This is a genomic window from Streptomyces sp. NPDC088097, from assembly GCF_044741845.1.
Classification (GTDB): domain Bacteria; phylum Actinomycetota; class Actinomycetes; order Streptomycetales; family Streptomycetaceae; genus Streptomyces.
Genome location: NZ_JBIUTJ010000005.1, coordinates 39,534 through 59,378 on the forward strand (window position 1 = coordinate 39,534; position 19,845 = coordinate 59,378).

General features: G+C 73.6%; 16 protein-coding genes and 1 pseudogene. 4 read left to right on the top strand and 13 right to left on the bottom strand.

Features of this window, described 5'->3' with window-relative positions; translation table 11 throughout:
* Window positions 1-68: 68 nt before the first annotated feature.
* The 3 genes from kynU to ACIOD1_RS17585 form a co-directional block, all read right to left on the bottom strand.
* Window positions 69-1,325: a kynureninase gene (kynU, locus tag ACIOD1_RS17575; protein WP_401903152.1), complete on the bottom strand. Its 1,257-nt coding sequence runs from the start codon at window positions 1,323-1,325 to the stop codon at window positions 69-71.
* Window positions 1,318-2,166: a tryptophan 2,3-dioxygenase family protein gene (locus ACIOD1_RS17580; protein ID WP_365615693.1), complete on the bottom strand. Its 849-nt coding sequence runs from the start codon at window positions 2,164-2,166 to the stop codon at window positions 1,318-1,320. Before ACIOD1_RS17580 ends, kynU begins: the two co-directional genes overlap by 8 nt.
* Before the next feature lie 144 nt (window positions 2,167-2,310).
* Window positions 2,311-2,724 carry a DUF3151 domain-containing protein gene (locus tag ACIOD1_RS17585; RefSeq protein WP_365615696.1) on the bottom strand — a complete coding sequence of 138 codons (414 nt, stop codon included), beginning with the start codon at window positions 2,722-2,724 and terminating at the stop codon, window positions 2,311-2,313.
* A 209-nt stretch (window positions 2,725-2,933) separates the two neighbouring features.
* Here ACIOD1_RS17585 and ACIOD1_RS17590 point away from each other — a divergent pair, with 209 nt between their 5' ends.
* Entirely contained in the window at window positions 2,934-4,238 is a 1,305-nt protein-coding gene (locus ACIOD1_RS17590) for a transposase (protein ID WP_365615699.1), read from the top strand.
* Here the strand turns inward: ACIOD1_RS17590 and ACIOD1_RS17595 are convergent.
* The 7 genes from ACIOD1_RS17595 to ACIOD1_RS17625 all read right to left on the bottom strand — a co-directional run bounded on the left by ACIOD1_RS17595 (window position 4,229) and on the right by ACIOD1_RS17625 (window position 12,649).
* Window positions 4,229-6,370 (bottom strand): helix-turn-helix domain-containing protein, encoded by a 2,142-nt coding sequence (locus ACIOD1_RS17595; protein ID WP_401903155.1) that lies wholly within the window; start codon window positions 6,368-6,370, stop codon window positions 4,229-4,231. The two genes, ACIOD1_RS17590 and ACIOD1_RS17595, sit on opposite strands and share 10 nt — an antisense overlap.
* A 149-nt stretch (window positions 6,371-6,519) precedes the next feature.
* A complete protein-coding gene (fbaA, locus tag ACIOD1_RS17600; protein WP_365615705.1) occupies window positions 6,520-7,542 on the bottom strand; it encodes a class II fructose-bisphosphate aldolase in 1,023 nt (340 codons plus the stop codon).
* A gap of 363 nt (window positions 7,543-7,905) precedes the next feature.
* Entirely contained in the window at window positions 7,906-8,445 is a 540-nt protein-coding gene (gene pyrE / locus ACIOD1_RS17605; protein ID WP_365615708.1) for an orotate phosphoribosyltransferase, read from the bottom strand.
* Window positions 8,446-8,579: 134 nt separating this feature from the next.
* The gene (locus tag ACIOD1_RS17610; protein ID WP_401903157.1) at window positions 8,580-9,368 is read right to left on the bottom strand and encodes an aldose 1-epimerase; all 789 of its coding nucleotides are present in this window, start codon (window positions 9,366-9,368) and stop codon (window positions 8,580-8,582) included.
* A gap of 19 nt (window positions 9,369-9,387) precedes the next feature.
* Window positions 9,388-10,236, bottom strand: coding sequence for an SRPBCC family protein (locus tag ACIOD1_RS17615; protein WP_365615714.1), 849 nt, complete (start codon window positions 10,234-10,236; stop codon window positions 9,388-9,390).
* A 68-nt stretch (window positions 10,237-10,304) separates the two neighbouring features.
* The gene (locus ACIOD1_RS17620; RefSeq protein WP_401903160.1) at window positions 10,305-11,948 is read right to left on the bottom strand and encodes a polyamine aminopropyltransferase; all 1,644 of its coding nucleotides are present in this window, start codon (window positions 11,946-11,948) and stop codon (window positions 10,305-10,307) included.
* Between the two features lie 182 nt (window positions 11,949-12,130).
* Window positions 12,131-12,649, bottom strand: a complete 519-nt coding sequence (locus ACIOD1_RS17625) for a DUF2617 family protein (RefSeq protein WP_365615720.1) — start codon at window positions 12,647-12,649, stop codon at window positions 12,131-12,133.
* 781 nt (window positions 12,650-13,430) lie between these two features.
* Here ACIOD1_RS17625 and ACIOD1_RS17630 point away from each other — a divergent pair.
* Complete coding sequence (locus ACIOD1_RS17630) at window positions 13,431-14,600, top strand: pyridoxal phosphate-dependent aminotransferase (protein ID WP_401903163.1); 1,170 nt, start codon at window positions 13,431-13,433, stop codon at window positions 14,598-14,600.
* Between the two features lie 44 nt (window positions 14,601-14,644).
* Here ACIOD1_RS17630 and ACIOD1_RS17635 read toward each other — a convergent pair whose 3' ends face one another.
* Entirely contained in the window at window positions 14,645-15,031 is a 387-nt protein-coding gene (locus tag ACIOD1_RS17635; RefSeq protein ID WP_401903166.1) for an HTH domain-containing protein, read from the bottom strand.
* A gap of 18 nt (window positions 15,032-15,049) precedes the next feature.
* Here ACIOD1_RS17635 and ACIOD1_RS17640 point away from each other — a divergent pair.
* Window positions 15,050-15,133, top strand: a pseudogene (locus tag ACIOD1_RS17640) (RidA family protein); the annotation flags it as partial.
* 114 nt (window positions 15,134-15,247) lie between these two features.
* Window positions 15,248-16,393 (top strand): hypothetical protein, encoded by a 1,146-nt coding sequence (locus tag ACIOD1_RS17645; RefSeq protein WP_401903169.1) that lies wholly within the window; start codon window positions 15,248-15,250, stop codon window positions 16,391-16,393.
* 16 nt (window positions 16,394-16,409) lie between these two features.
* Here the strand turns inward: ACIOD1_RS17645 and ACIOD1_RS17650 are convergent, their stop codons facing one another.
* Both ACIOD1_RS17650 and clpB read right to left on the bottom strand, forming a co-directional pair.
* A complete protein-coding gene (locus ACIOD1_RS17650) occupies window positions 16,410-16,961 on the bottom strand; it encodes a YbjN domain-containing protein (RefSeq protein ID WP_365615729.1) in 552 nt (183 codons plus the stop codon).
* A gap of 191 nt (window positions 16,962-17,152) precedes the next feature.
* The gene (gene clpB, locus ACIOD1_RS17655; protein WP_365615732.1) at window positions 17,153-19,750 is read right to left on the bottom strand and encodes an ATP-dependent chaperone ClpB; all 2,598 of its coding nucleotides are present in this window, start codon (window positions 19,748-19,750) and stop codon (window positions 17,153-17,155) included.
* Window positions 19,751-19,845: the final 95 nt, after the last annotated feature.

Sequence of the window (19,845 nt, forward strand, 5' to 3'; positions counted from 1 at the left end):
CGAGGGCGGGCGGGGCCGTAGCCCCGCCCGCCGGTCGCAGTGACGTTTCGCTGCCTAATGCGCCCCCGTCACCCGAAAATGTGACCCAGAGTGCGCGCCGCGCGCTCGGCGTCGGCGAATCCGACGTACAGCGGGGTGAACCCGAAACGCAGCACATCGGGGGCCCGGAAGTCCCCGACGACCCCGCGCGCGATCAGCTCGGCCATGACCTCGCGGGCGTTCGCGCACCGCAGCGAGACCTGGCTGCCGCGCTCCCCGTGCTCCCGCGGGGTGACGGCCTCGACCTTCCCCGCCGGGACGTACGCGGCCACGCACTCCAGGAAGAAGTCCGTCAGCGCGAGGGACTTGGCGCGGACCTCCTCGATCCGCACCCCCTCCCACACGCCGAGGGCCGCCTCCAGGGCCAGCATGGACAGGATGTCCGGCGTCCCGACCCGCGCCCGGGCCGCGCCCCGGGCGGGCACGTACTCCGGCGTCATCGCGAAGGGCTCGGCGTGGCTGTTCCAGCCGGGCAGCGGCGAGTCGAAGGCGTCTTGGTGGCGGGCGGCCACGTACAGGTAGGCGGGGGCGCCGGGGCCGCCGTTGAGGTACTTGTACGTGCAGCCCACCGCGAGGTCGACCCCGTGCGCGTCGAGCCCGACCGGCAGGGCGCCGGCGGAGTGGCACAGGTCCCAGACGACGAGCGCACCGGCCGCGTGGACGGCGGCGGTGAGGGCGGGCAGGTCGTGGAGGCGGCCGGAACGGTAGTCGACGTGGTTGAGCAGCACCACGGCGGTGTCGTCGCCGAGCGCGCCGAGGACCTCGCCCGGCTCGACCGGGACGACCTCCAGACCGGTCATCCGGGCGGCCGAGGCGGCGATGTAGCCGTCCGTCGGGAAGGTGGCGGCGTCGACGAGCATCCGGGTGCGGCCGGGGGCCGCCAGCCGGGCGGCGCCGACCAGCGCCTTGAACAGGTTGACGCTGGTGGAGTCCCCGACGGTCACCTGGCCGGCGGCGGCGCCGACGAGCGGGGCGAGGAGGTCGCCGATCCGCTCGGGGGCGGTCCACCAGCCGCTCTCGTCCCAGGAGCGGATGAGCAGTTCGCCCCACTGGCGGCGTATGACGTCGTCCACGGCGCCCGGTACGGCGGCCGGAAGGGCGCCGAGGGAGTTGCCGTCGAGGTAGACGAGGTCCTCGGGGAGGGCGAAGCGCTCGCGCAGCTTGCCGAGGCCGTCCTCGGCGTCGAGGCGGGCGGCGCGTGCGGCGAGGCCGGCGAAGTCGGCCGAGTCGGCCGAGTCGGCGGCCCGCGCGGGTGTCCCGACCCGGTTCGCGGTCGCGTCAGACATAGCTGCGCGCCGTCCACAGCTCGGGGAAGACGTTCTTCGTGGCGCGCTTCTCCAGCCAGGCCACCCCGGCGGAGCCGCCGGTGCCGGTCTTCGCGCCCATCGCGCGTCGGGTGGCGACGAGGTGGTCGTTGCGCCAGCGCCAGACCAGCTCGGCGACGTCCGTCAGCACCTCGCCGAGGCGGTGCAGGTCGCCCTGGTCGCCGGCGGGCTCGGCGTACAGGCCCGTCCAGACGGCCTCGACCGCGGGCGAGGGCTCGTACCGCAGGGCCAGGTCGCGGGTCAGGACCTCGGGCGGGACGGGCAGGCCGCGACGGGCGAGCAGGCGCAGGGTCTCGTCGTAGAGGCTGGGCTCCTGGAGGGCCTTCTCCAGCTCGCCGTGGACGCGCGGGGCGCCGCGGTGCGGGACCAGCATCGAGGCCGACTTGTCGCCGAGCAGGAACTCCATCCGGCGGTACATCGCGGACTGGAAGCCTGAACCTTCGCCGAGCGCCGAACGGTAGGAGTTGAACTGGCCGGGGGTGAGCTGGGCCAGGGGGCGCCAAGAGGCGTTGAGGGCCTCCAGCTCGCGGAGGGATCGTTTCAGCGCGTCCATCGCGACGGGGATGTCGTCCTCGCGCAGGGCGCGGGCGGCGGTCTCCCACTCGTGGACGATGACCGTGAACCACAGCTCCATGACCTGGGTGGTCACGAGGAACACCATCTCGCCGGGGTCGTCCGAGCGCAGGTGCTGGAGGTGGGTGAGGACGTCGGCCTGGACGTAGTCCTCGTAGGGGGTGGTGCCGGCGAAGTCGAGGTTCGGGGTGTCCGAACCGGCTCCGGAGGCATCAAGGGCTTGCGACATTTCTGTCTCCTCGACACGTGCTTCCGGGTAGCGGTCCGCTCCTTCCGGTGAGGTAAGTGGAGCCCCGGTCCCCTGCTCGCATCATAAACAGGGGATCCGGAACCCCTCTAGGGCAGCCGGACGACGGTTACCCGAGCGTGTCCCCTACGCGAGGGTGTCCGCCGCCGTCGCGGAGGAGTCCCGCAGGAAGGTCGAGCAGCGCTCGTACTCCTCCTTCTCGTCGATCGCGCCGGCCGCGCGGGCCAGGGCGTGCAGGGCGCGCAGGAAGCCGCGGTTGGGCTCGTGCTCCCACGGCACCGGGCCGTGGCCCTTCCAGCCGGCGCGGCGCAGCGAGTCGAGGCCGCGGTGGTAGCCCGTACGGGCGTACGCGTACGACTCGACGGTGCTCCCGGCGGCGAAGGCCCGGTCCGCGAGGGCGGCCCAGGCGAGGGAGGACGTCGGGTGGGCGGCGGCCACCTCGGCCGGGTCGGTGCCGGCGGCGAGGGCCTCGCGGGGGCCGGGCTCGTCGGGCAGGTGGGTGGGGGCGGGGCCCCCGAGCAGGTTCTGGTGAATCGACATGGGTTCAGTGTGCCCTCACGGCGGCGGCGTGCCCGAACGGGTGGGGAACCCGCCGGAGGGACGCATGGCCGGACGCGGGCCGGGTTGTGGGGAGGCCACCACCTTTCGACCGGGTCCGGTGGCCGGAACACCTCCCCGGGCGGGGGGTCGGCGACGGACGGTTGGGGGGCATTCGAAGCACGCCGAGGGGGCATGTCGTGGGAACGATCATGGGCAGTAGGACGGGTACGGACACGAGGGTGGACGCGGGGACGAACACACGGGCGGGACAGACGGGACGGTCCGGGCAGGCGGGACAGGCCGGGCAGGCAGGGCAGACGGGACGGTCCGGGCAGGCGGGAGCGACGGGAACGGCCACCGGAGCGGAGGCGGACCTCGTCGCCGTGGCCGACGAGCTGTGCTCCGTCGTCCTGGCCTCCCTGCGCCGCAAGGACCAGCGGGAGAAGGGCCGGCAGTACGTCCGGGGGCTGCTGGCGCTCCCGGGCCGCAAGTCGATGCGCGGGATCGCCGGGCAGGTCGGCGGGACGGCCACCGAGCAGAGCATGCACCACTTCATCTCCGGCTCCACCTGGGACTGGGAGCCGATCCGCGCCGCCCTGGCCGGATACCTGGGAGCCCGCGCCGCCCCGCAGACCGCCTGGGTGGCGCAGCCGCTGGCCATCCCCAAGGGCGGGGAGCACTCGGTGGGCGTGGCGCACCGCTTCGATCCGCACCGGGGACAGATGTTCCGGGGGCAGCAGGCCTTCGGGACCTGGTTCGCCTCACCCGCCCTGGTGACGCCGGTCGGGTGGCGGATGTTCCTCCCTGCCACGCGGGTCCCGCCCGAGGGCGAGGCTCCGGCCGGCCCGTCCGCGTACGAGGAGTCCGCGGTCGGGGCCGTCATCGAGACGGTGCTCGGCAGCGGCAACGCGCCCCGGCCGGTGGTCCTCGACGTCCGGGGGATCGGCACCCGCTCCACGATGAACCGCTTCGCCGCGGCCGGGCTGCCCGTCATCGCCCGCGCGGCCGGCTCCACCCCGCTGCTGGTCACCGACCCGGCCCTGCCCGGCTACGGCGCCGGCGTCCGCGGTGCGCGGGAGGTCCTCCAAGCGGTGAAGGGGCTCGGCACCCCGGTGGAGTGGACCGATCCCGGCGCGGCGCACCCGGGGGGCCGCCACCGCGGCACCCTCGCGGTGGCGGTGCGCGTGATGATGCCGGACCCCTCGCCGGCGCGGCGGCGCCACCTGCTGCTGGTCGGCGAGTGGGCGGACCCGCTCCGCGCGCCCTCGCGGATGTGGCTCACCGACCTCGTACGGCTGCCCGTGGGGCCCCTGCTGCGCCTGACGAAGCAGGGGCTGCGGGTCGGCTTCGCCGCCGAGCACAGCGGGCGGGAGGCGGGCCTGCGCGACTTCGCGGGGCGGGCGCTGCCCGGCTGGCACCGGCACCTCACCCTGGCCTCGGTCGCGCACGCCGCCCGCGCCCTCACCGGCCCCGCAGCCGGCGCCGGCGAGGGTGCGCGGGGCGCTCAGGCCTGATCCGTCCGGGCGGCTCCTTCCGTACGGGCGCCTGCCGGGGCGCCGCCCGTACGCGGGGAGCCGTCGGCGCGGCGGTCGTGGAGGACCGCGCGGGCCTTGCGCAGGCGCAGCGCCATCTGGATCTCCAGCGCCCGCGCGGGCTCCTGCCAACGGGGGCCGAGCAGTCCGGCGATGCGCTCCAACCGGCGGGAGACCGTGTTGGGGTGCACGTGCAGGACCTGGGCGGCGCGGGTGGGGCTGCCGCCCGAGGCGAAGTACGCCTCGACGGTGCGGGTCAGCTCCGTCAGCCGCTCGGCGTCGTACTCCAGGACCGGGCCTATGCTCGCGGCGACGAAGGAGTCGACGTCGTGGTCGGCGGACAGCAGCAGGCCGACGAAGCCCAGTTCGGCCAGGGAGGCCGTGCCGCCGACCCCGTCGAGGGCGGTCAGGGCGTCGAGGCAACGCATGGCCTCGGCGTACACCCGGGCGATGTCCCCCGGTTCGGCGGTGGGGCCGGCGGCGCCGGTGGACACGGGGTGCCCGAGCAGCGGGGACAGTTCCGCGGAGGCCCGGTGGGCGGTGGCGGAGGCGTCGCCGGCGGGCAGCACCAGGACCACGCAGCCCCGGCGCACCCCCTTGAGGCCGCCCGTCCGGTACGCGTACGAGGAGGCCCAGGCGGCGGCCTTGGCCAGGTCTGCGCCCTCGGGCCGGGCGACGACCACCACGTGCGGACGGTCGAGGTCGATGCCGATCCGCCGGGCGCGCTCCAGCAGCTGCGGGTCGACCGAGTGGGGCCGCTCCAGCAGCTCGGCGAGCAGCTCGTCGTGGACGGGTCCCTCGGCGGTGGCGGCGCCCCGCTGGATCAGCATCAGGGAGGCCACGGACTGCGCCGCGAGGCGCAGCAGCCGTACGTCCTCCTCCGCGAGCGGGGCCGACGCCCGCAGCAGCAGCGCCCCGAGGTCCTCGGCGCCCGCGAGGACGGGCGCCAGCCACAGGCCGCCCCCGCCGTCCGCACCGCCGCTCCCGCCCCCTTCCCGGCTCCCGTCCGGGCCCGCGTCCCCGCTGCCGCCCTCCGGCAGTCGGACGGGGCGCCGGTCGGTGAGCGCCTGGAGGGCCACCTTCGCCACCGACTCCTCGTCCAGTTCGGGCAGTTCCCCGGTGGCGGTGAGGGGCCGCCCGCCCGGGTCGCGGACCTGGACCACCCCGTCCAGCGCGTCGGCGGTGGCGCGGGCGAGGGTGGCCAGGCCGGCCCCGTCGAGGACCAGCCCGGCCAACCGGGCGTGGCACTCCCACCGGTGCCGGACCCGGGTGAGGGCGCTGCGGGTGCGCGAGCCCTGGGCCTCCAGCGCGGCGACCTCCTCGCGGGTCTGCTCCAGCAGGCGGGCCTTCTCGATGGCGACGGCCGCGAGGTCGGCGAGGGACAGCATGACGCCGATCTCGTCGGGGGTGAACTGCCGTACGGCGCGGTCGGACCCGTAGAGGGCGCCGAGGGTGGAGTCGCCGCGCCGCAGCGGCACCGCGATGATCGCGTGCAGCCCCTCGGCCCGCACGACGGAGTCGATGCCGGGGGCGTGCGGGATGGCCGGGTCGGCGAGGTAGTCGGCGGTCCAGACCGGGGAGCGGCGGGCCTGGGCGATGCTGCCGAGACCCCGGCCGGTGCCCAGTTCGAGGCCGACGTTCAGCGCGGTGGTCTCGCCCTCGCTGGTGCGGACGTACGCGGATCCGTCCGGGCGGGAGAGCGACAGCCAGGCCATGTCGAAGCCGAGGAGGCGTCGGGCGCGGCGGGTGATCAGTCGGAGCAGCCCGTCGATGTCGTACGGGGAGGTCAGGTCGTGCGCGGTGTCGACGAGGGCGGTCAGGGCCGCCGCGTGCTGCTTGCCGCGGCTCGCGCGGGCCCGTACCGAGCGGGCCAGCTCCACCGCCCGGTGCAGCGGGGCGAGCGCCGCCTCGTCGGCTCCGGTGGCGTGGGCCCGGGCCACGAGGGTGTCGTAGGCGCTCTGCGGGGCCGCCGCCGCGAGCAGCTCCAGTACGGCGAGCGCGCCGTCGGGCGGGGCCGTCCGGTGCGGTCCGCCGCCCCCGTCGTCCCCCGTGTCGTCCCCGTCCCCGTCGCCCCCGCGCATTCCGCCGCCCCCGTCCGACCAGGTGTTTTCCATCCTCGTCGATCTTGAACCTAGGTTCCGCCCGACGAGGGGTCAAGGGAGGGTGCGGGGCCGGTGCGCCACTGCGGGAGCCGCCGGCGAACCGAAAAGGGGTCCGCCGGTCCGTGACGGACCGACGGACCCCTTTTCGGATCCTTCGCGGACTACTTCAGCCGGGTACCCGTGGAGCGCAGGTTGCCGCAGGCCTCGGTGACGCGCTTGGCCATGCCGGCCTCGGCGAGCTTGCCCCAGGTGCGCGGGTCGTAGGTGGACTTGGTGCCGACCTCGCCGTCGACCTTCAGGACACCGTCGTAGTTGCGGAACATGTGGTCCGCGACCGGGCGGGTGAAGGCGTACTGGGTGTCGGTGTCGAGGTTCATCTTCACGACGCCGTTCTCCAGCGCGGTGGCGATCTCCTCGGCGGTGGAGCCCGAACCGCCGTGGAAGACGAAGTCGAACGGCGAGGACTTGCCGTACTTCTCGCCGACGCCGGCCTGGAGGTCCTTGAGGAGCTCCGGACGCAGGACCACGTTGCCCGGCTTGTAGACGCCGTGCACGTTGCCGAAGGAGGCGGCCAGCAGGTAGCGGCCCTTCTCGCCCAGGCCGAGGGCCTCGGCGGTGCGCAGCGCGTCGTCGACGGTGGTGTACAGCTCGTCGTTGATCTCGTGGGTGACGCCGTCCTCCTCGCCACCGGTCGGGGTGATCTCGACCTCAAGGATGATCTTCGCGGCGGCGGCCTTGGCGAGCAGCTCCTGGCCGATGGCCAGGTTGTCGGCCAGGGTCTCGGCGGAGCCGTCCCACATGTGCGACTGGAAGAGCGGGTTCAGGCCACGGGCCACGCGCTCGGCGGAGACCTCCAGGAGCGGGCGGACGTAACCGTCCAGCTTGTCCTTGGGGCAGTGGTCCGTGTGCAGCGCGACCGTGATGTCGTACTTGGCGGCGACGATGTGCGCGAACTCGGCCAGGGCGACCGCGCCCGTGACCATTTCCTTCTTGTACTGGCCGCCCAGGAACTCCGCACCACCGGTGGAGATCTGGATGATGCCGTCGCTCTCGGCCTCCGCGAAGCCGCGCAGCGCAGCGTGCAGGGTCTGGGTCGAGGTCACGTTGATGGCCGGGTAGGCGAACTTGCCTGCCTTCGCCCGGTCGAGCATCTCGTTGTAGACCTCGGGGGTTGCGATGGGCATCTGTCCGCTCCTTGGATGTGCGGGGAGTGTGCTTATTGCGGGCCCTGACCTGGGGGCGACGTCACCGTCGCGCCTATCCTTCCAGACTCCGCGCGACACTCCACCCCGCGTGGCACCCGATACCGACGCAAGAGGGCGGAGTGTTTCACGTGAAACACTCCGCCCTCTCGGAAAAGGCCAGGTCAGGACCGGATCCAGGACTTCCGGGGACCTTCGTCACCAGTTGTGCCGCAGCCGGCTCCACCGCGCCCCGTCCACCGCTCGACCTCAGGGGTGACCGCCATTCGAGACGGCTACGTGAGACGGCCGCGCGGGCCGGTCACGCGGGCCGGTCATGCGACCGGCCGCGTCGGACGGCGTGGTTCAGGACAGGCCGAGGTCGCCCAGCTGGTAGCCGGTGAGGTAGGTCAGACCGGCGCCCTCGATGGCCCCGGTGGCGCCCCGGTCCACGATCGTGGCGACGGCGACGACCTCGCCGCCCGCCTCGCGGACGGCCTCGACGGCCGTCAGCGGGGAGCCACCGGTGGTGGAGGTGTCCTCGACGACCAGGCAGCGCTTGCCCTTCACGTCGGTGCCCTCGATGCGGCGCTGCATGCCGTGCGCCTTCTGGGCCTTGCGGACGACGAACGCGTCCAGGCGCTGCCCGCGCGCGGCGGAGGCGTGCAGCATCGAGGTGGCCACCGGGTCGGCGCCCAGGGTCAGGCCGCCGACGCAGTCGAAGTCCAGGTCGGCGGTGAGGTCGAGCATGACCTGCCCGACCATCGGGGCGGCCTCGCCGTCGAGGGTGACCCGGCGGAGGTCGATGTAGTAGTCGGCCTCCATGCCGGAGGAGAGCGTCACCTTGCCGTGCACGACGGCCTTGTCCTTGATCTGCTGCAAAAGCGCATCGCGTACGTCAGTCATGACGCTGAGCTTAATTGCGGCCCGCCCACTCCTTCGACGAGGGCGACGAGGGCGACGACGCGGCGCCACCCGGGCGGCCCCGGACCCGACCACAGGCCCGACCCCGGACCCGGCCCAAGGCCCGACCCCGGACCCTAGACGAGCCGCTTCCAGGTCCACGTCGTGGAGACTTCGAGCGGGTCCACGGGCGTGACCAGCTGCGGAAGGCTGTTCAGACCGTTCGGGGGGCCGGACTGCGGCTCCACGCAGACGGCCTCGGGCTGCTCGTCGTAGACGACCACCCATTCGGCCCGGCTGGTGACCCGCAGCTCCAGGGTCCCGGGCCAGCTGAGGGTGACGTCGACCCCGTGCGGCATGCCGAAGCAGTCGTCCCAGGGGCCCGCGGTCGGCTCGAGGCGGCGGCCGGTGGGGAGGTGGTCCTCGCCGCGCTCCTCCTGCCAGGACGGGTCGAAGGAGATCTGCGCCTCGGCCCCGTCGGTGACCAGGACCCGGTTGAACCAGGGGTGCCAGCCCGCCTGGGCCGGGAAGGAGTCCTCGTACGTCTCCACGCCCAGCGAGATCGTCAGCGCGTGCTCGGACAGCTCGAAGACCTGTGTCACCCGACCGGCGTAGGGCCAGGGATCGACCAGGTCGTACGTGAAGGCCGCCCCGGTGTCGGTCACCGTGGCGGTCTTCCAGGCGGCGTCGCGGGCGAAGCCGTGGATGGCGTGCGGGGGGTGGTTCAGGGGCAACTGGTGGACGGTGGCGCCGTCGCGGAACCGTCCGTTCTCGGTGCGCCCGCACCAGGGGACCATCGGGAAGGCCCCGAAGTGCGGTCCCTGGCGCAGCAGCTCGGTGCCGTCGATGCGCAGACTGCTGATCCGGCAGCCGTTTTCCTGGTCGATGGTCAGTTCGGCGCCGCCGGCGCTCAGTCGCGTGGTCATACGGCGACCCTACGGCGGGTCAGCGCCGTCGGCGCAACGCCCGTCCGACGACGACCGCCGAGGCCACCGCGAGGGCCGCGGCCGGTGCCACCCAGCGCATCCCGCCCCCGGCGGACCCGGCGGACGGGGCCGGGACCGGGGCGTAACGGCCGCGCGGCGGCGCGTGGTCGACCTCCTCGGCGCTGCGACCGATCATGGTGCGGCGGGCGTGTGCGGCCTCGGCCGGGGGGCGGGCGGGCCCTTCCGGGGCGGGGAGGGCCTCCAACTCGTCGGCGAGGAAAGGGTCGAGGGACGGGGGCGGCACGTCGGTCTCGAAGACGGAGGCGGTGACCTCGGTGACCTCCTCCCCGGAGTCCGGCCCGGCGGTCGGGCCCTTCCCGGCGGCTTCCTCGGCCTCCTCGGCCTGCGCGACGGGGTCGGCCTCCGCCTCGGCGCCGGCGGTCGCGGCGACGCCCAGGTTCCCCCCGAGCCGGTCCAGCAGGCGACGGACGGCGGTGGCGGTGGCCGCGGGGTCGAAGCCGGCGGCGCGCCCGTCGGCGGTGGCCCCGGCGGTGAACTCCAACCGCGTCCCGTCCTCGTGCGGGACGAGCAGCAGCCCGACGGAGCACTTCACGGCCCCGCTGCCGCGCACCTCGACGCCCTCGCCCTCGGCGGTGAAGCGGCCGGGCTCCGGCTCGGAGACGGTGAGGGCTCCCCGGTAGGTCACGGTGTGGCCGCCGACGCGCACCTTGAGCCGGCCGGCGAGGGGCCCGGCGGCGGTGTCGGCGTCCTGCTGGAGCCCGGGAACCAGGCGGGCCACCCGGGCGGGGTCGCGCAGCACTGCGCGGAGGTCTTCTGCGGCTACCGGAACGAACACCTGATGCTCCATGTGGTCGAGCCTACCGAGGCGGGCCACCCCTGCACACGGCCACGACGGGACCCGGCCGCCCGGAGCGCTCAGGAGTAGCGGGGGTGCGGGAGCGTGGAGGGCGGCAGTGCGGCCGGGCGGACCCGGGCGGCGTCACGGGCGGCGTCCTGGAGAGCCCGCGTGGACACGGCGCGCAGGGCGGGCGTGTCGCGGTCCACCCGCAGCTCGGGGGCCCGGTCGCGGGCGGCGAGGACGAAGCCCCAGTCCTGCGGGGGGACGGCGGTGTCGCCGCCGGGGGTGCGGTCGGGGCCCGCGGCGAAGCCCGAGAGACGGCCGCCCGCGCTGTAGGGGGTGGTGAGCAGGCCCGCCGCGCCGAGGGTGGACTCGACGGTCCAGTACGTACGCGGTCGCGTGGTCAGGGGCCCCGCGTGGACCGCGAGCCGGCCGCCCGGGTTCAGGGCGCGCGCGGCGAGCCCGTAGAACTCCTGCGAGTAGAGCTTCGTGCTCGGGGTGATCCCGGGGTCGGGGAGGTCGGAGACGATGACGTCGAAGCGGTCCCGGGCCGCGGGGCCGCGCAGCCAGTGGAAGGCGTCCTCGGTGACGACGACGAGCCGGGGGTCCTCGAAGGCCCGCCCGTTCAGCGCGGAGAGCATCGGGTCGGTGCGGGCCAGGCGCACCACGCCCGGATCGAGCTCGACGACGGTGACGGAGTCGACGTCCCGGTAGCGGAGCACCTCGCGGGCGGCGAGCCCGTCGCCGCCGCCGAGGACCAGGACGCGGCGGTGCGGGCCGGTCATCGCGGGGTGGACCAGGGCCTCGTGGTAGCGGTACTCGTCGTAGCCGCTGACCCGCAGCCGGCCGTCGAGGTAGAGGTCGAGGGAGCGGGGGGAGCCGGTGGGCGGGCCGGTCATCACCAGCTCCTGCACCCCGGTCTGCACGGCGACCCGCACCTCGCCCCCGTAGACGGCGGTGCGGGCGACGCGCTCGAAGTCGTCGGCCAGGACGGTCCCGGCGGCGAGGACGGCCAGGACGAAGACGTTCGCGGCGATGAGCAACCAGCGGCAGCGTCGGCTGAGGTCGCGGCGGAACAGCCACAGGACGAGCCCGCCCCCGACGGCCGCGTTGACGGTGCCGGTCAGCATGGCGCCGGTGAGCTGGCCGAACACCGGGAGCAGCAGGAAGGGGAAGGCGAGCCCGCCGACCAGGGCGCCGACGTAGTCCGCGGCGAAGAGGTCCGCCACCGCCCCGCCCGCGTCCTGTCTGCGGATGCGCTGGATGAGGACCATCAGCAGCGGGATCTCCGCGCCGATGAGCACGCCGATCGCGAAGGAGAACCCGACCAGCGCGGGTCGGGACTCCCCCAGCCAGGCGAAGCTCGCGTACAGGGCCATGGCGGAGAACCCGCCGAGCAGGGCGAGCCCCGCCTCGATGGCGCCGAAGCCGAAGGCGGGGCGGCGGCGCAGCCGTTTGGCGAGGAGGGAGCCGACGCCCATGGCGAAGACCATCACGGACAGCACGACGGACGCCTGGGTGACGGAGTCCCCGATGAGGTACGAGCCGAGCGCGAGCAGCTCCAGTTCGTATACGAGCCCGCAGGCCGCGCACACGAACACGGTGGCCAGCACGAGGAACCGGCCGGTCCGGGGCGGTACGGGGAGGCCGGCCGAGGCGGTCTTCGCACCCTGCGGCTCCGGCGCCGGGAGCACCCCGCGGGGGGCGGAACGGTCGATCATGAAGCGAACCGTACGTCACCACCCACCCACACCCTGTCACCCACATGGGTGCAAGTGGCGCACTGATCCCGCCAGTTGGCGTAATCGACCCGCAACCCCGCGAGCCGGAGGACACCCCGGGCGCCCCGGAGCCCCCCGACCGGCCGTCGGGCCCGCCACGGACCCCGGCGCCGGACCCGACGTCAGACCGGGGCGCCCATCCGTACGCCCACCCGGGTGCGGGTGGCCACCAACTGGCCCTCCTGCGGGTAGGCGTGCCAGGTCCGCCACCGCACCTGCCCCTCGCAACGCTGGGCGAGGAGGGCGGTGAAGGCGTGCGGGCTGCCCGGGAAGGTCCCGGCGAGCCCGTTCGGGTGATCGGCGACCAGCGCGAGCAGCTCTTGGGCGCGCCCGGCGAACGAGCCCTGCGACAGGGTCTCGACCCGCGCGGCGAACTCGTACTCCCAGTCGCCCACCCGTTTGGCCACGCCCAGCGGCAGCGGTGTGCTGCTGCCGGGCATGCAGGCGACGGTCTCGGAGCACAGGACCTCGCCCTCCTCCAAGAGCACCTGGTGGGAGGCCCCGAGCAGGCGCAACTCCACCTTGGCGTCGTCGAGCTGGAGGTTCAGTACGGCCAGGGCGGGCAGCCGATCGCGACCCAGGGCCCAGGCGAGATCGGCGGCACGCGTGTCGGTGTAAGTGGTCTGGAGGGTCGTGAGCATGAGTCGGCTCCGCAAACGCGCGAGGGAGATGGGCCGGGGCCCGCCAGCGGTAGTCAACGGGTGGGGGGACACCGGCACGGGTCCACAGGAAGTCCAGGGAGGTCCGAGGACTGGTCTACTCAACCGAGGGAATCATGAAAGGCACGGCACTCACAGCGTTTTTACCCAACTTGACGGGGTTTACATCCCCCCGGGGGCTACACAGTTCACGTGTTCAACAACATGCCGCCCGTACGCCGTAACGCCGGCCCGAACAAGTAGACGTACGAGGGAAGTTGTCCCAGCTCGCGACACGTCCCGGTGGGTCCGGGCACCTCGTACCAGTGTCAGCTGGACCCGCAGCCACCGCCACCGCAGGACGAGGACGAACCGCACGAGCTGGACGAGCCGCAGGAGCTGGACGACGAGCCGCACGAGCTGGACGACGAGCCGCAGGACGAGGACGAACCCGAGCCGCCGGCCCACCAGCCGCCCGAGGACGACCCGCCGCCACCGCCACCACCACCGAAGTGCTTGGCGATCCAGATGACGGCCCCCGCCACCACCGCCACGAAAACCACGGCAAGGACCATGTCTCCTCACCCCTCTCCGACACCCCGGTCTCCCGGGGAGCGGGACCCCCGCGGCCCGCGTGCCGGGGTGATGCCCGCAGGCCACTCCGGCCAAAGCACACTTGAGCAACTCCAGAGGTTGACCCCGGGACGGCCTGGGGCGACGGCCCGCCATGGGCCAGGATGGTCCCCGGAGAATCGACGGGTACCCGAGTGAGAACGGTGGAGACATGAGCGCCAGGCCACTGCTGAACCGACGGCTGGACGGACTCGGTACGACGATCTTCGCGGAGATGTCGGCGCTGGCGACCGCGACGGGCGCGATCAACCTGGGCCAGGGCTTCCCCGACACCGACGGCCCCGAGGAGATCCGCGAGGCCGCCGTCCGCGCGCTGCGGGACGGGAAGGGCAACCAGTACCCGCCCGGCCCAGGCGTCCCCGAACTGCGCGCCGCCGTCTGCGAGCACCAACAGCGCTTCTACGGGCTGTCCTTCGACCCCGACAGCGAGGTCCTGGTCACCGCCGGCGCCACCGAGGCCATCGCCGCCACCATGCTGGCGCTCCTGGAGCCCGGCGACGAGGTGATCGCCTTCGAGCCCTTCTACGACTCCTACGCCGCCTGCATCGCGATGGCCGGCGCGACGCGCGTCCCGCTCACCCTGCGCGCCCCCTCCTTCCGCCCGGACCTGGACGAGCTGCGCGCCAAGATCACCCCGCGCACGCGCCTCCTGCTCCTCAACACCCCGCACAACCCGACCGGCACGGTCCTCACCACCGAGGAACTGGGCGCCATCGCCGCGCTCGCCGTCGCACACGACCTGCTCGTCGTCACCGACGAGGTGTATGAACACCTGGCCTTCGACGGCGCCGCGCACGTCCCGATCGCCGGCTTCCCCGGCATGCGCGAGCGGACCGTCTCCATTTCCTCCAGCGGCAAAACGTTCTCCTTCACCGGATGGAAGGTCGGCTGGGTCACGGCGTCCGGCCCGCTCGTCGCCGCGGTCCGGACCGCCAAGCAGTACCTGACGTACGTGAGCGCGGGCCCCTTCCAGTACGCGATCGCCGAGGCGTTGCGGCTGCCGGACGCGTACTTCGACGGCTTCCGCGCCGACCTGCAACGCAAGCGCGACCTGCTCGGCGACGGCCTGCGGGCGGCCGGGTTCGAGGTCCACCAGCCCCAGGGCACGTACTTCATCACCACCGACATCACCCCCTTCGGCGAGAAGGACGCCTACGCCTTCTGCCGCGCCCTGCCCGAGCGGTGCGGGGTGGTGGCCATCCCCAACTCCGTCTTCTACGACGATCCGGACGCCGGCCGCAGCCAAGTCCGCTTCACCTTCTGCAAGAAGGACGAGGTCCTCCACGAGGCGGCCGATCGACTGCGACACCTGGCCGGCTGAGCGCGACGAGGACGACCGAGCGCGACCGAGGCCGACCGAGCCGATCAGGGATCGCGGACGGGGGAGGACCCGCCGTAGCGGGCGGTGATCGCGGCGGCGCGGTCGTGCAGGGCGGTGCGCAGCCACTGCGGGGCCAGGACCTCCGCGTGCGGGGCGTGCTGCCACAGGGCCCACTCGGCGTGGCGCGCGTCCTGGAAGGTCACCTCCAGCCGCGGCAGGCCGTCCGCGTCGGCCTGTCCGGTCAGCCCGGTGAGCGCGGTCCGGAAACCGGGCAACAGGGGAAACCCGCCGTGCCGGCCGCGCTCGGCGTAGACCGGGACGCCGGCCGCGGACAGTGCCTCGATGTCGCGCACCACCGTGCGGGTGGAAAACTCCAGCTCGCGGGCCAGAGCGTCCGCGGTGAGCCGACCGCCCCGGCGCGGCAGGAGCACCAGGGAGACCAACGGGGCGCGCCGACCACCACGATGCTCGGGGTGACGCGCCTGGCGATCCCGGGCCAACTGGTCGAGCTCGAAGGCACCGCCGTCGCGTGAGGTCCCACCGCCCGCGTGAGGTGGCCCCGTCCCCGCGGCCTCGTTCCGGGCGAACCCGGGGACGGAGAGCGTGGCCGAACGGGCTTCGGGGCCTCGTCCTCATAGGGTCTCCCCATGGTGACGACGCCGACGGTCGGCACTGCCCCCGCACGGCCGCCGGAGGTGCGCGCGGGCGCCGCGCCCACCGCACTCCGCGCCCTCGGGGTGTTCGCCGCCGTGCGCGGGGCCGGGGTGCTCGTGGTCGCCCTCGGGGCCTGGTGGTGCGGGCGGGACCCGTTGCGGGTGCTCGGCGGGTCCTGGGACTCCGTCTGGTACCTCGGGATCGCCTCCCACGGCTACGGCCGGACCCAGATGTGGGCCACCGGGTCCATCCAGAGCGACCACGCCTTCTTCCCGCTCTACCCCCTCCTCGTCCGCCTCGCCGGCGGGACCTCCCTGGCCGCGCTCGCCGTGGCCTGGGCGGCCGCCGCCCTGGCCGCCGTCGGGGTGTACCGGGTCGGGGAGCACCTGCTCGGGGCGCGGGCCGGGGTGCTCCTGGTCGCGCTGTGGGCCTCGCTGCCGCACGCGGTGGTGCTCACCCTCGGGTACACCGAGGCCCTGCTGACCGCCCTCGCCGCCTGGGCGCTGTACGCCCTGCTGCGCGGCCACTGGCGGGCCGCGACGGGGCTGGCGGTGCTCGCCGGGCTGACCCGGCCGACCGGGATCGCGGTGGCCGCCGCCGTGACGGCGATGGCCGTGCGGGAGCTGCTCCGGGGGCGGGGCACGCCCCGGGTGTGGGCGGCCGCGCTGCTGGCACCCGCGGGCTGGGTGGCGTACGTCCTGGCCGTCGGGGCGCACCGGCACGACCCGTTCGGCTACTTCGCCGTGCAGCGGCAGTGGGGCTCCCGCTTCGACTTCGGCGCCGGGACCCTGGCCTCGGTGGAGAAGGTGCTGACCGGCGGGAACGTGCCCTTCGCGACCACCGTCGCCGTGGCGGTCCTGGCGACCGCGGGGCTGCTCGCGGCCGGGCTGGTGCTGGACCGGACCCCGCTGCCGCTGCTCGCCTACACCGGGACCCTGCTGCTGATCACCTTCGGCGGGGCCGGGTTCTTCGAGTCGAAGCCGCGGTTCCTGCTGCCCGCGTTCCCGCTGCTGCTGCCGCTGGCGGCCGTCATGGCGAGAGCCCGGCCGCGCACGGCGGTCGTGGTGACCGCCTGCCTGGCCGGGCTCTCGTACGGCTACGGGGTGTACCTGCTCCTCGTGGCGCACGTACCCCCGTGAGACGGGAGCGGTCGGACTAGTTGCTCTCGCCGTCCTCGTCGTTCTTGCCCTCGTCGCCCGCGGCGGAGTCGACGTCCTTCTCCAGCCCGAGCTGCTCGATGAGCCACTTGTCGAACTCGATCGAGGCACGGACCCAGCTCACCGTGGAGGACACGAAGTGCTCCAGGTTCACGCCGGCGCCGATGAGCATCTGGGCCTCACCGATCAGCCGGACCGAGCCGTCGTCGTGGGTGTGGCTGTAGACCTTGGGCCACAGGGTGCGGCGGTTCCAGTCGTCGATCGATTCGAGCAGCTGCGGCTTGTCGTCGATCGCGTGGGGGCGGTCGTAGAAGGTCCGCACGGAGAAGACCTGCTGCTCGTCCTCGCCGCGGAACATGAAGTACGTCCGGAAGTCCTCCCACGGCGCCGCGAGGTCACCCTCGTCGTCGACGACGTACTTGAGCTCCATCTGCTCCAGGAGCTGCTTGACCAGGTCCTGGTCGGGGACGACGGGGCCCGCCGGTCCTGTGGCCTGCGGATCGGGCTGCTGCCCTCCGAAGTTCGGAATCGAGGCCGGGTCGATGCTCACCGTGTACTTCCCTTCGTGCGGATACAACCATCCTCCCCCATCACGCCCGTCCCGTGTCCACCCCCGGCGTCACGTTCGGCTGCGGGCGGACACGGGCCGGGCGCAGGGAGGGCGCGGAAGGGGCGCACAGGGGGCGCGCGACCTCCCGTACGACCCTTCCCACCGGCTCTCCCGCAGGCCTCGTCCGGCCCTCAGAGGGCCTTTCCGACCAGCAGGTCGTCCCCGGCCACGTCCACGCGCACGGTGTCCCCGTCGCGGACCTCGCCCGCCAGGATCTCCTTCGCGAGGCGGTCGCCCAGGGCCGTCTGGATGAGGCGACGCAGCGGTCGGGCGCCGTACGCCGGGTCGTGCCCCTTGTCCGCCAGCCAGGCCAGCGCCTCGGGGGTGACGTCCAGGGTCAGGCGTCGCTGGGCGAGTCGCTTCGCGAGACTCCCGATCTGCAGCTCGGCGATGTGCGCCAGCTCGTCGCGGCTGAGGGCCGAGAAGACCACGAGGTCGTCCAGGCGGTTGAGGAACTCGGGCTTGAAGCTCGCCCGGACCGTCTCCAGGACCCGCCGCTCCTTCTCGTCCGCGTCGATCGACGGGTCGACCAGGTACTGGCTGCCCAGGTTCGAGGTCAGGATCAGGATGGTGTTGCGGAAGTCCACGGTCCGGCCCTGGCCGTCCGTGAGGCGGCCGTCGTCCAGGACCTGGAGCAGGATGTCGAAGACCTCGGGGTGCGCCTTCTCCACCTCGTCCAGCAGCACCACGCTGTACGGGCGGCGCCGGACGGCCTCGGTGAGCTGGCCGCCCTCCTCGTAGCCGATGTAGCCGGGCGGGGCACCGACGAGCCGGGCCACGCTGTGCTTCTCGCCGTACTCCGACATGTCGATGCGGATCATGGCCCGCTCGTCGTCGAAGAGGAAGTCCGCGAGGGCCTTGGCCAGCTCCGTCTTGCCCACGCCGGTCGGGCCGAGGAAGAGGAACGAGCCCGTGGGGCGGTCCGGGTCGGCGACGCCCGCGCGGGTGCGGCGCACGGCGTCCGAGACGGCCCGTACGGCCTCGCCCTGGCCGATCAGGCGGCGGCCCAGCTCGTCCTCCATGCGGAGCAGCTTCTGGGTCTCGCCCTCCAGCAGCCGGCCGGCCGGGATGCCGGTCCAGGCGCCGACCACGTCCGCGATGTCGTCGGGGCCGACCTCGTCCTTGACCATGCTGTCCTTGGCGTCGCCGCCCTTGGACGCCGCCTCCTCCTCGGTGGCCTCGGCCAGCTCGCGCTCCAGGGCCGGGATCTCCCCGTAGAGCAGCTTGGAGGCGGAGTCGAAGTCGCCGTCGCGCTGGGCGCGCTCGGCCTGGCCGCGCAGGTCGTCCAGGCGCTCCTTCAGCTCGCCGACCCGGTTGAGGGACTGCTTCTCCTTCTCCCAGCGGGCGGTCAGGCCGCGCAGCTCCTCCTCCCGGTCGGCGAGGTCCTTGCGGAGCTTGTCGAGGCGCTCGCGGGAGGCCGCGTCGGACTCGTTCTTCAGGGCCAGCTCCTCCATGCGCAGCCGGTCCACGGAACGCTGGAGCTCGTCGATCTCCACCGGGGAGGAGTCGATCTCCATGCGCAGCCGGGAGGCCGCCTCGTCGACGAGGTCGATGGCCTTGTCGGGGAGGAAGCGGGAGGTGATGTAGCGGTCGGAGAGGGTGGCGGCGGCGACGAGGGCGCTGTCGTTGATGACCACCTTGTGGTGGGCCTCGTAGCGGCCCTTGAGCCCGCGCAGGATCGCGATCGTGTCCTCGACGGACGGCTCGGCGACCAGCACCTGCTGGAAGCGGCGCTCCAGCGCCGGGTCCTTCTCGATGCGCTCGCGGTACTCGTCGAGGGTGGTGGCGCCGACCATGCGCAGTTCGCCGCGGGCCAGCATGGGCTTGAGCATGTTGCCCGCGTCCATGGCGGAGTCGCCTCCGGCGCCCGCGCCGACGACGGTGTGCAGCTCGTCGATGAAGGTGATGATCTGACCGTCGCTGGACTTGATCTCCGCGAGGACGGTCTTGAGGCGCTCCTCGAACTCGCCGCGGTACTTGGCGCCGGCCACCATCGCGCCGAGGTCCAGGGAGACGAGCCGCTTGTTCTTGAGGGACTCGGGGACGTCGCCCTTGACGATGCGCTGGGCCAGGCCCTCGACGACGGCGGTCTTGCCGACGCCGGGCTCGCCGATGAGCACCGGGTTGTTCTTCGTACGGCGCGACAGCACCTGGACGACGCGCCGGATCTCGTGGTCGCGGCCGATGACCGGGTCGAGCTTGCCCTCGCGGGCGGCCGCCGTGAAGTCGGTGCCGAACTTCTCCAGGGCCTTGTACTGGCCCTCGGGGTCGGGGGTGGTCACCCTCCGCCCTCCTCTTGCGTTCTCGAAGGCGGCCAGCAGCTTCTTCGCCGTCGCGCCCTGGGCGGAAAGGACCTCACCCGCGGCTCCGCCCTTGGCGGCGATCGCGATGAGGAGGTGTTCGGTGGAGAGGTAGTCGTCGCCGAGCCGGCCGGCCTCGGCGTCGGCCTCGGCCAGGACCGCGAGCAGCTCGCGGGTGGGCTGCGGGGGCGCGACCGTGGAGCCGGTGACGCTGGGCATCGCGGCGAGGAGCCGCTCCGCGCCCGTGCGGACGGCGACCTGGTCGGCTTCGGCGGCGGCCAGCAGGTCGGTGACGTTCTCGTTGTCCTCGCCGGCGAGCAGGGCCAGCAGCAGGTGGGCGGGGGCCAGGTCGGCGTGGCCGTCCTTGACGGCCCGGCCGGTGGCGGCGTTCAGGGCGTCGCGGCTCTTGTTGGTCAGCTCGGCGTCCACGTTCGGTGTCTCCTCTCCGGCGGGTTCCGGTTCCTGACAGGGTCAGCGTCCGTAAAGTTGAGTCTATTCCACTCAAGGACGAATCGGTGCGCCTT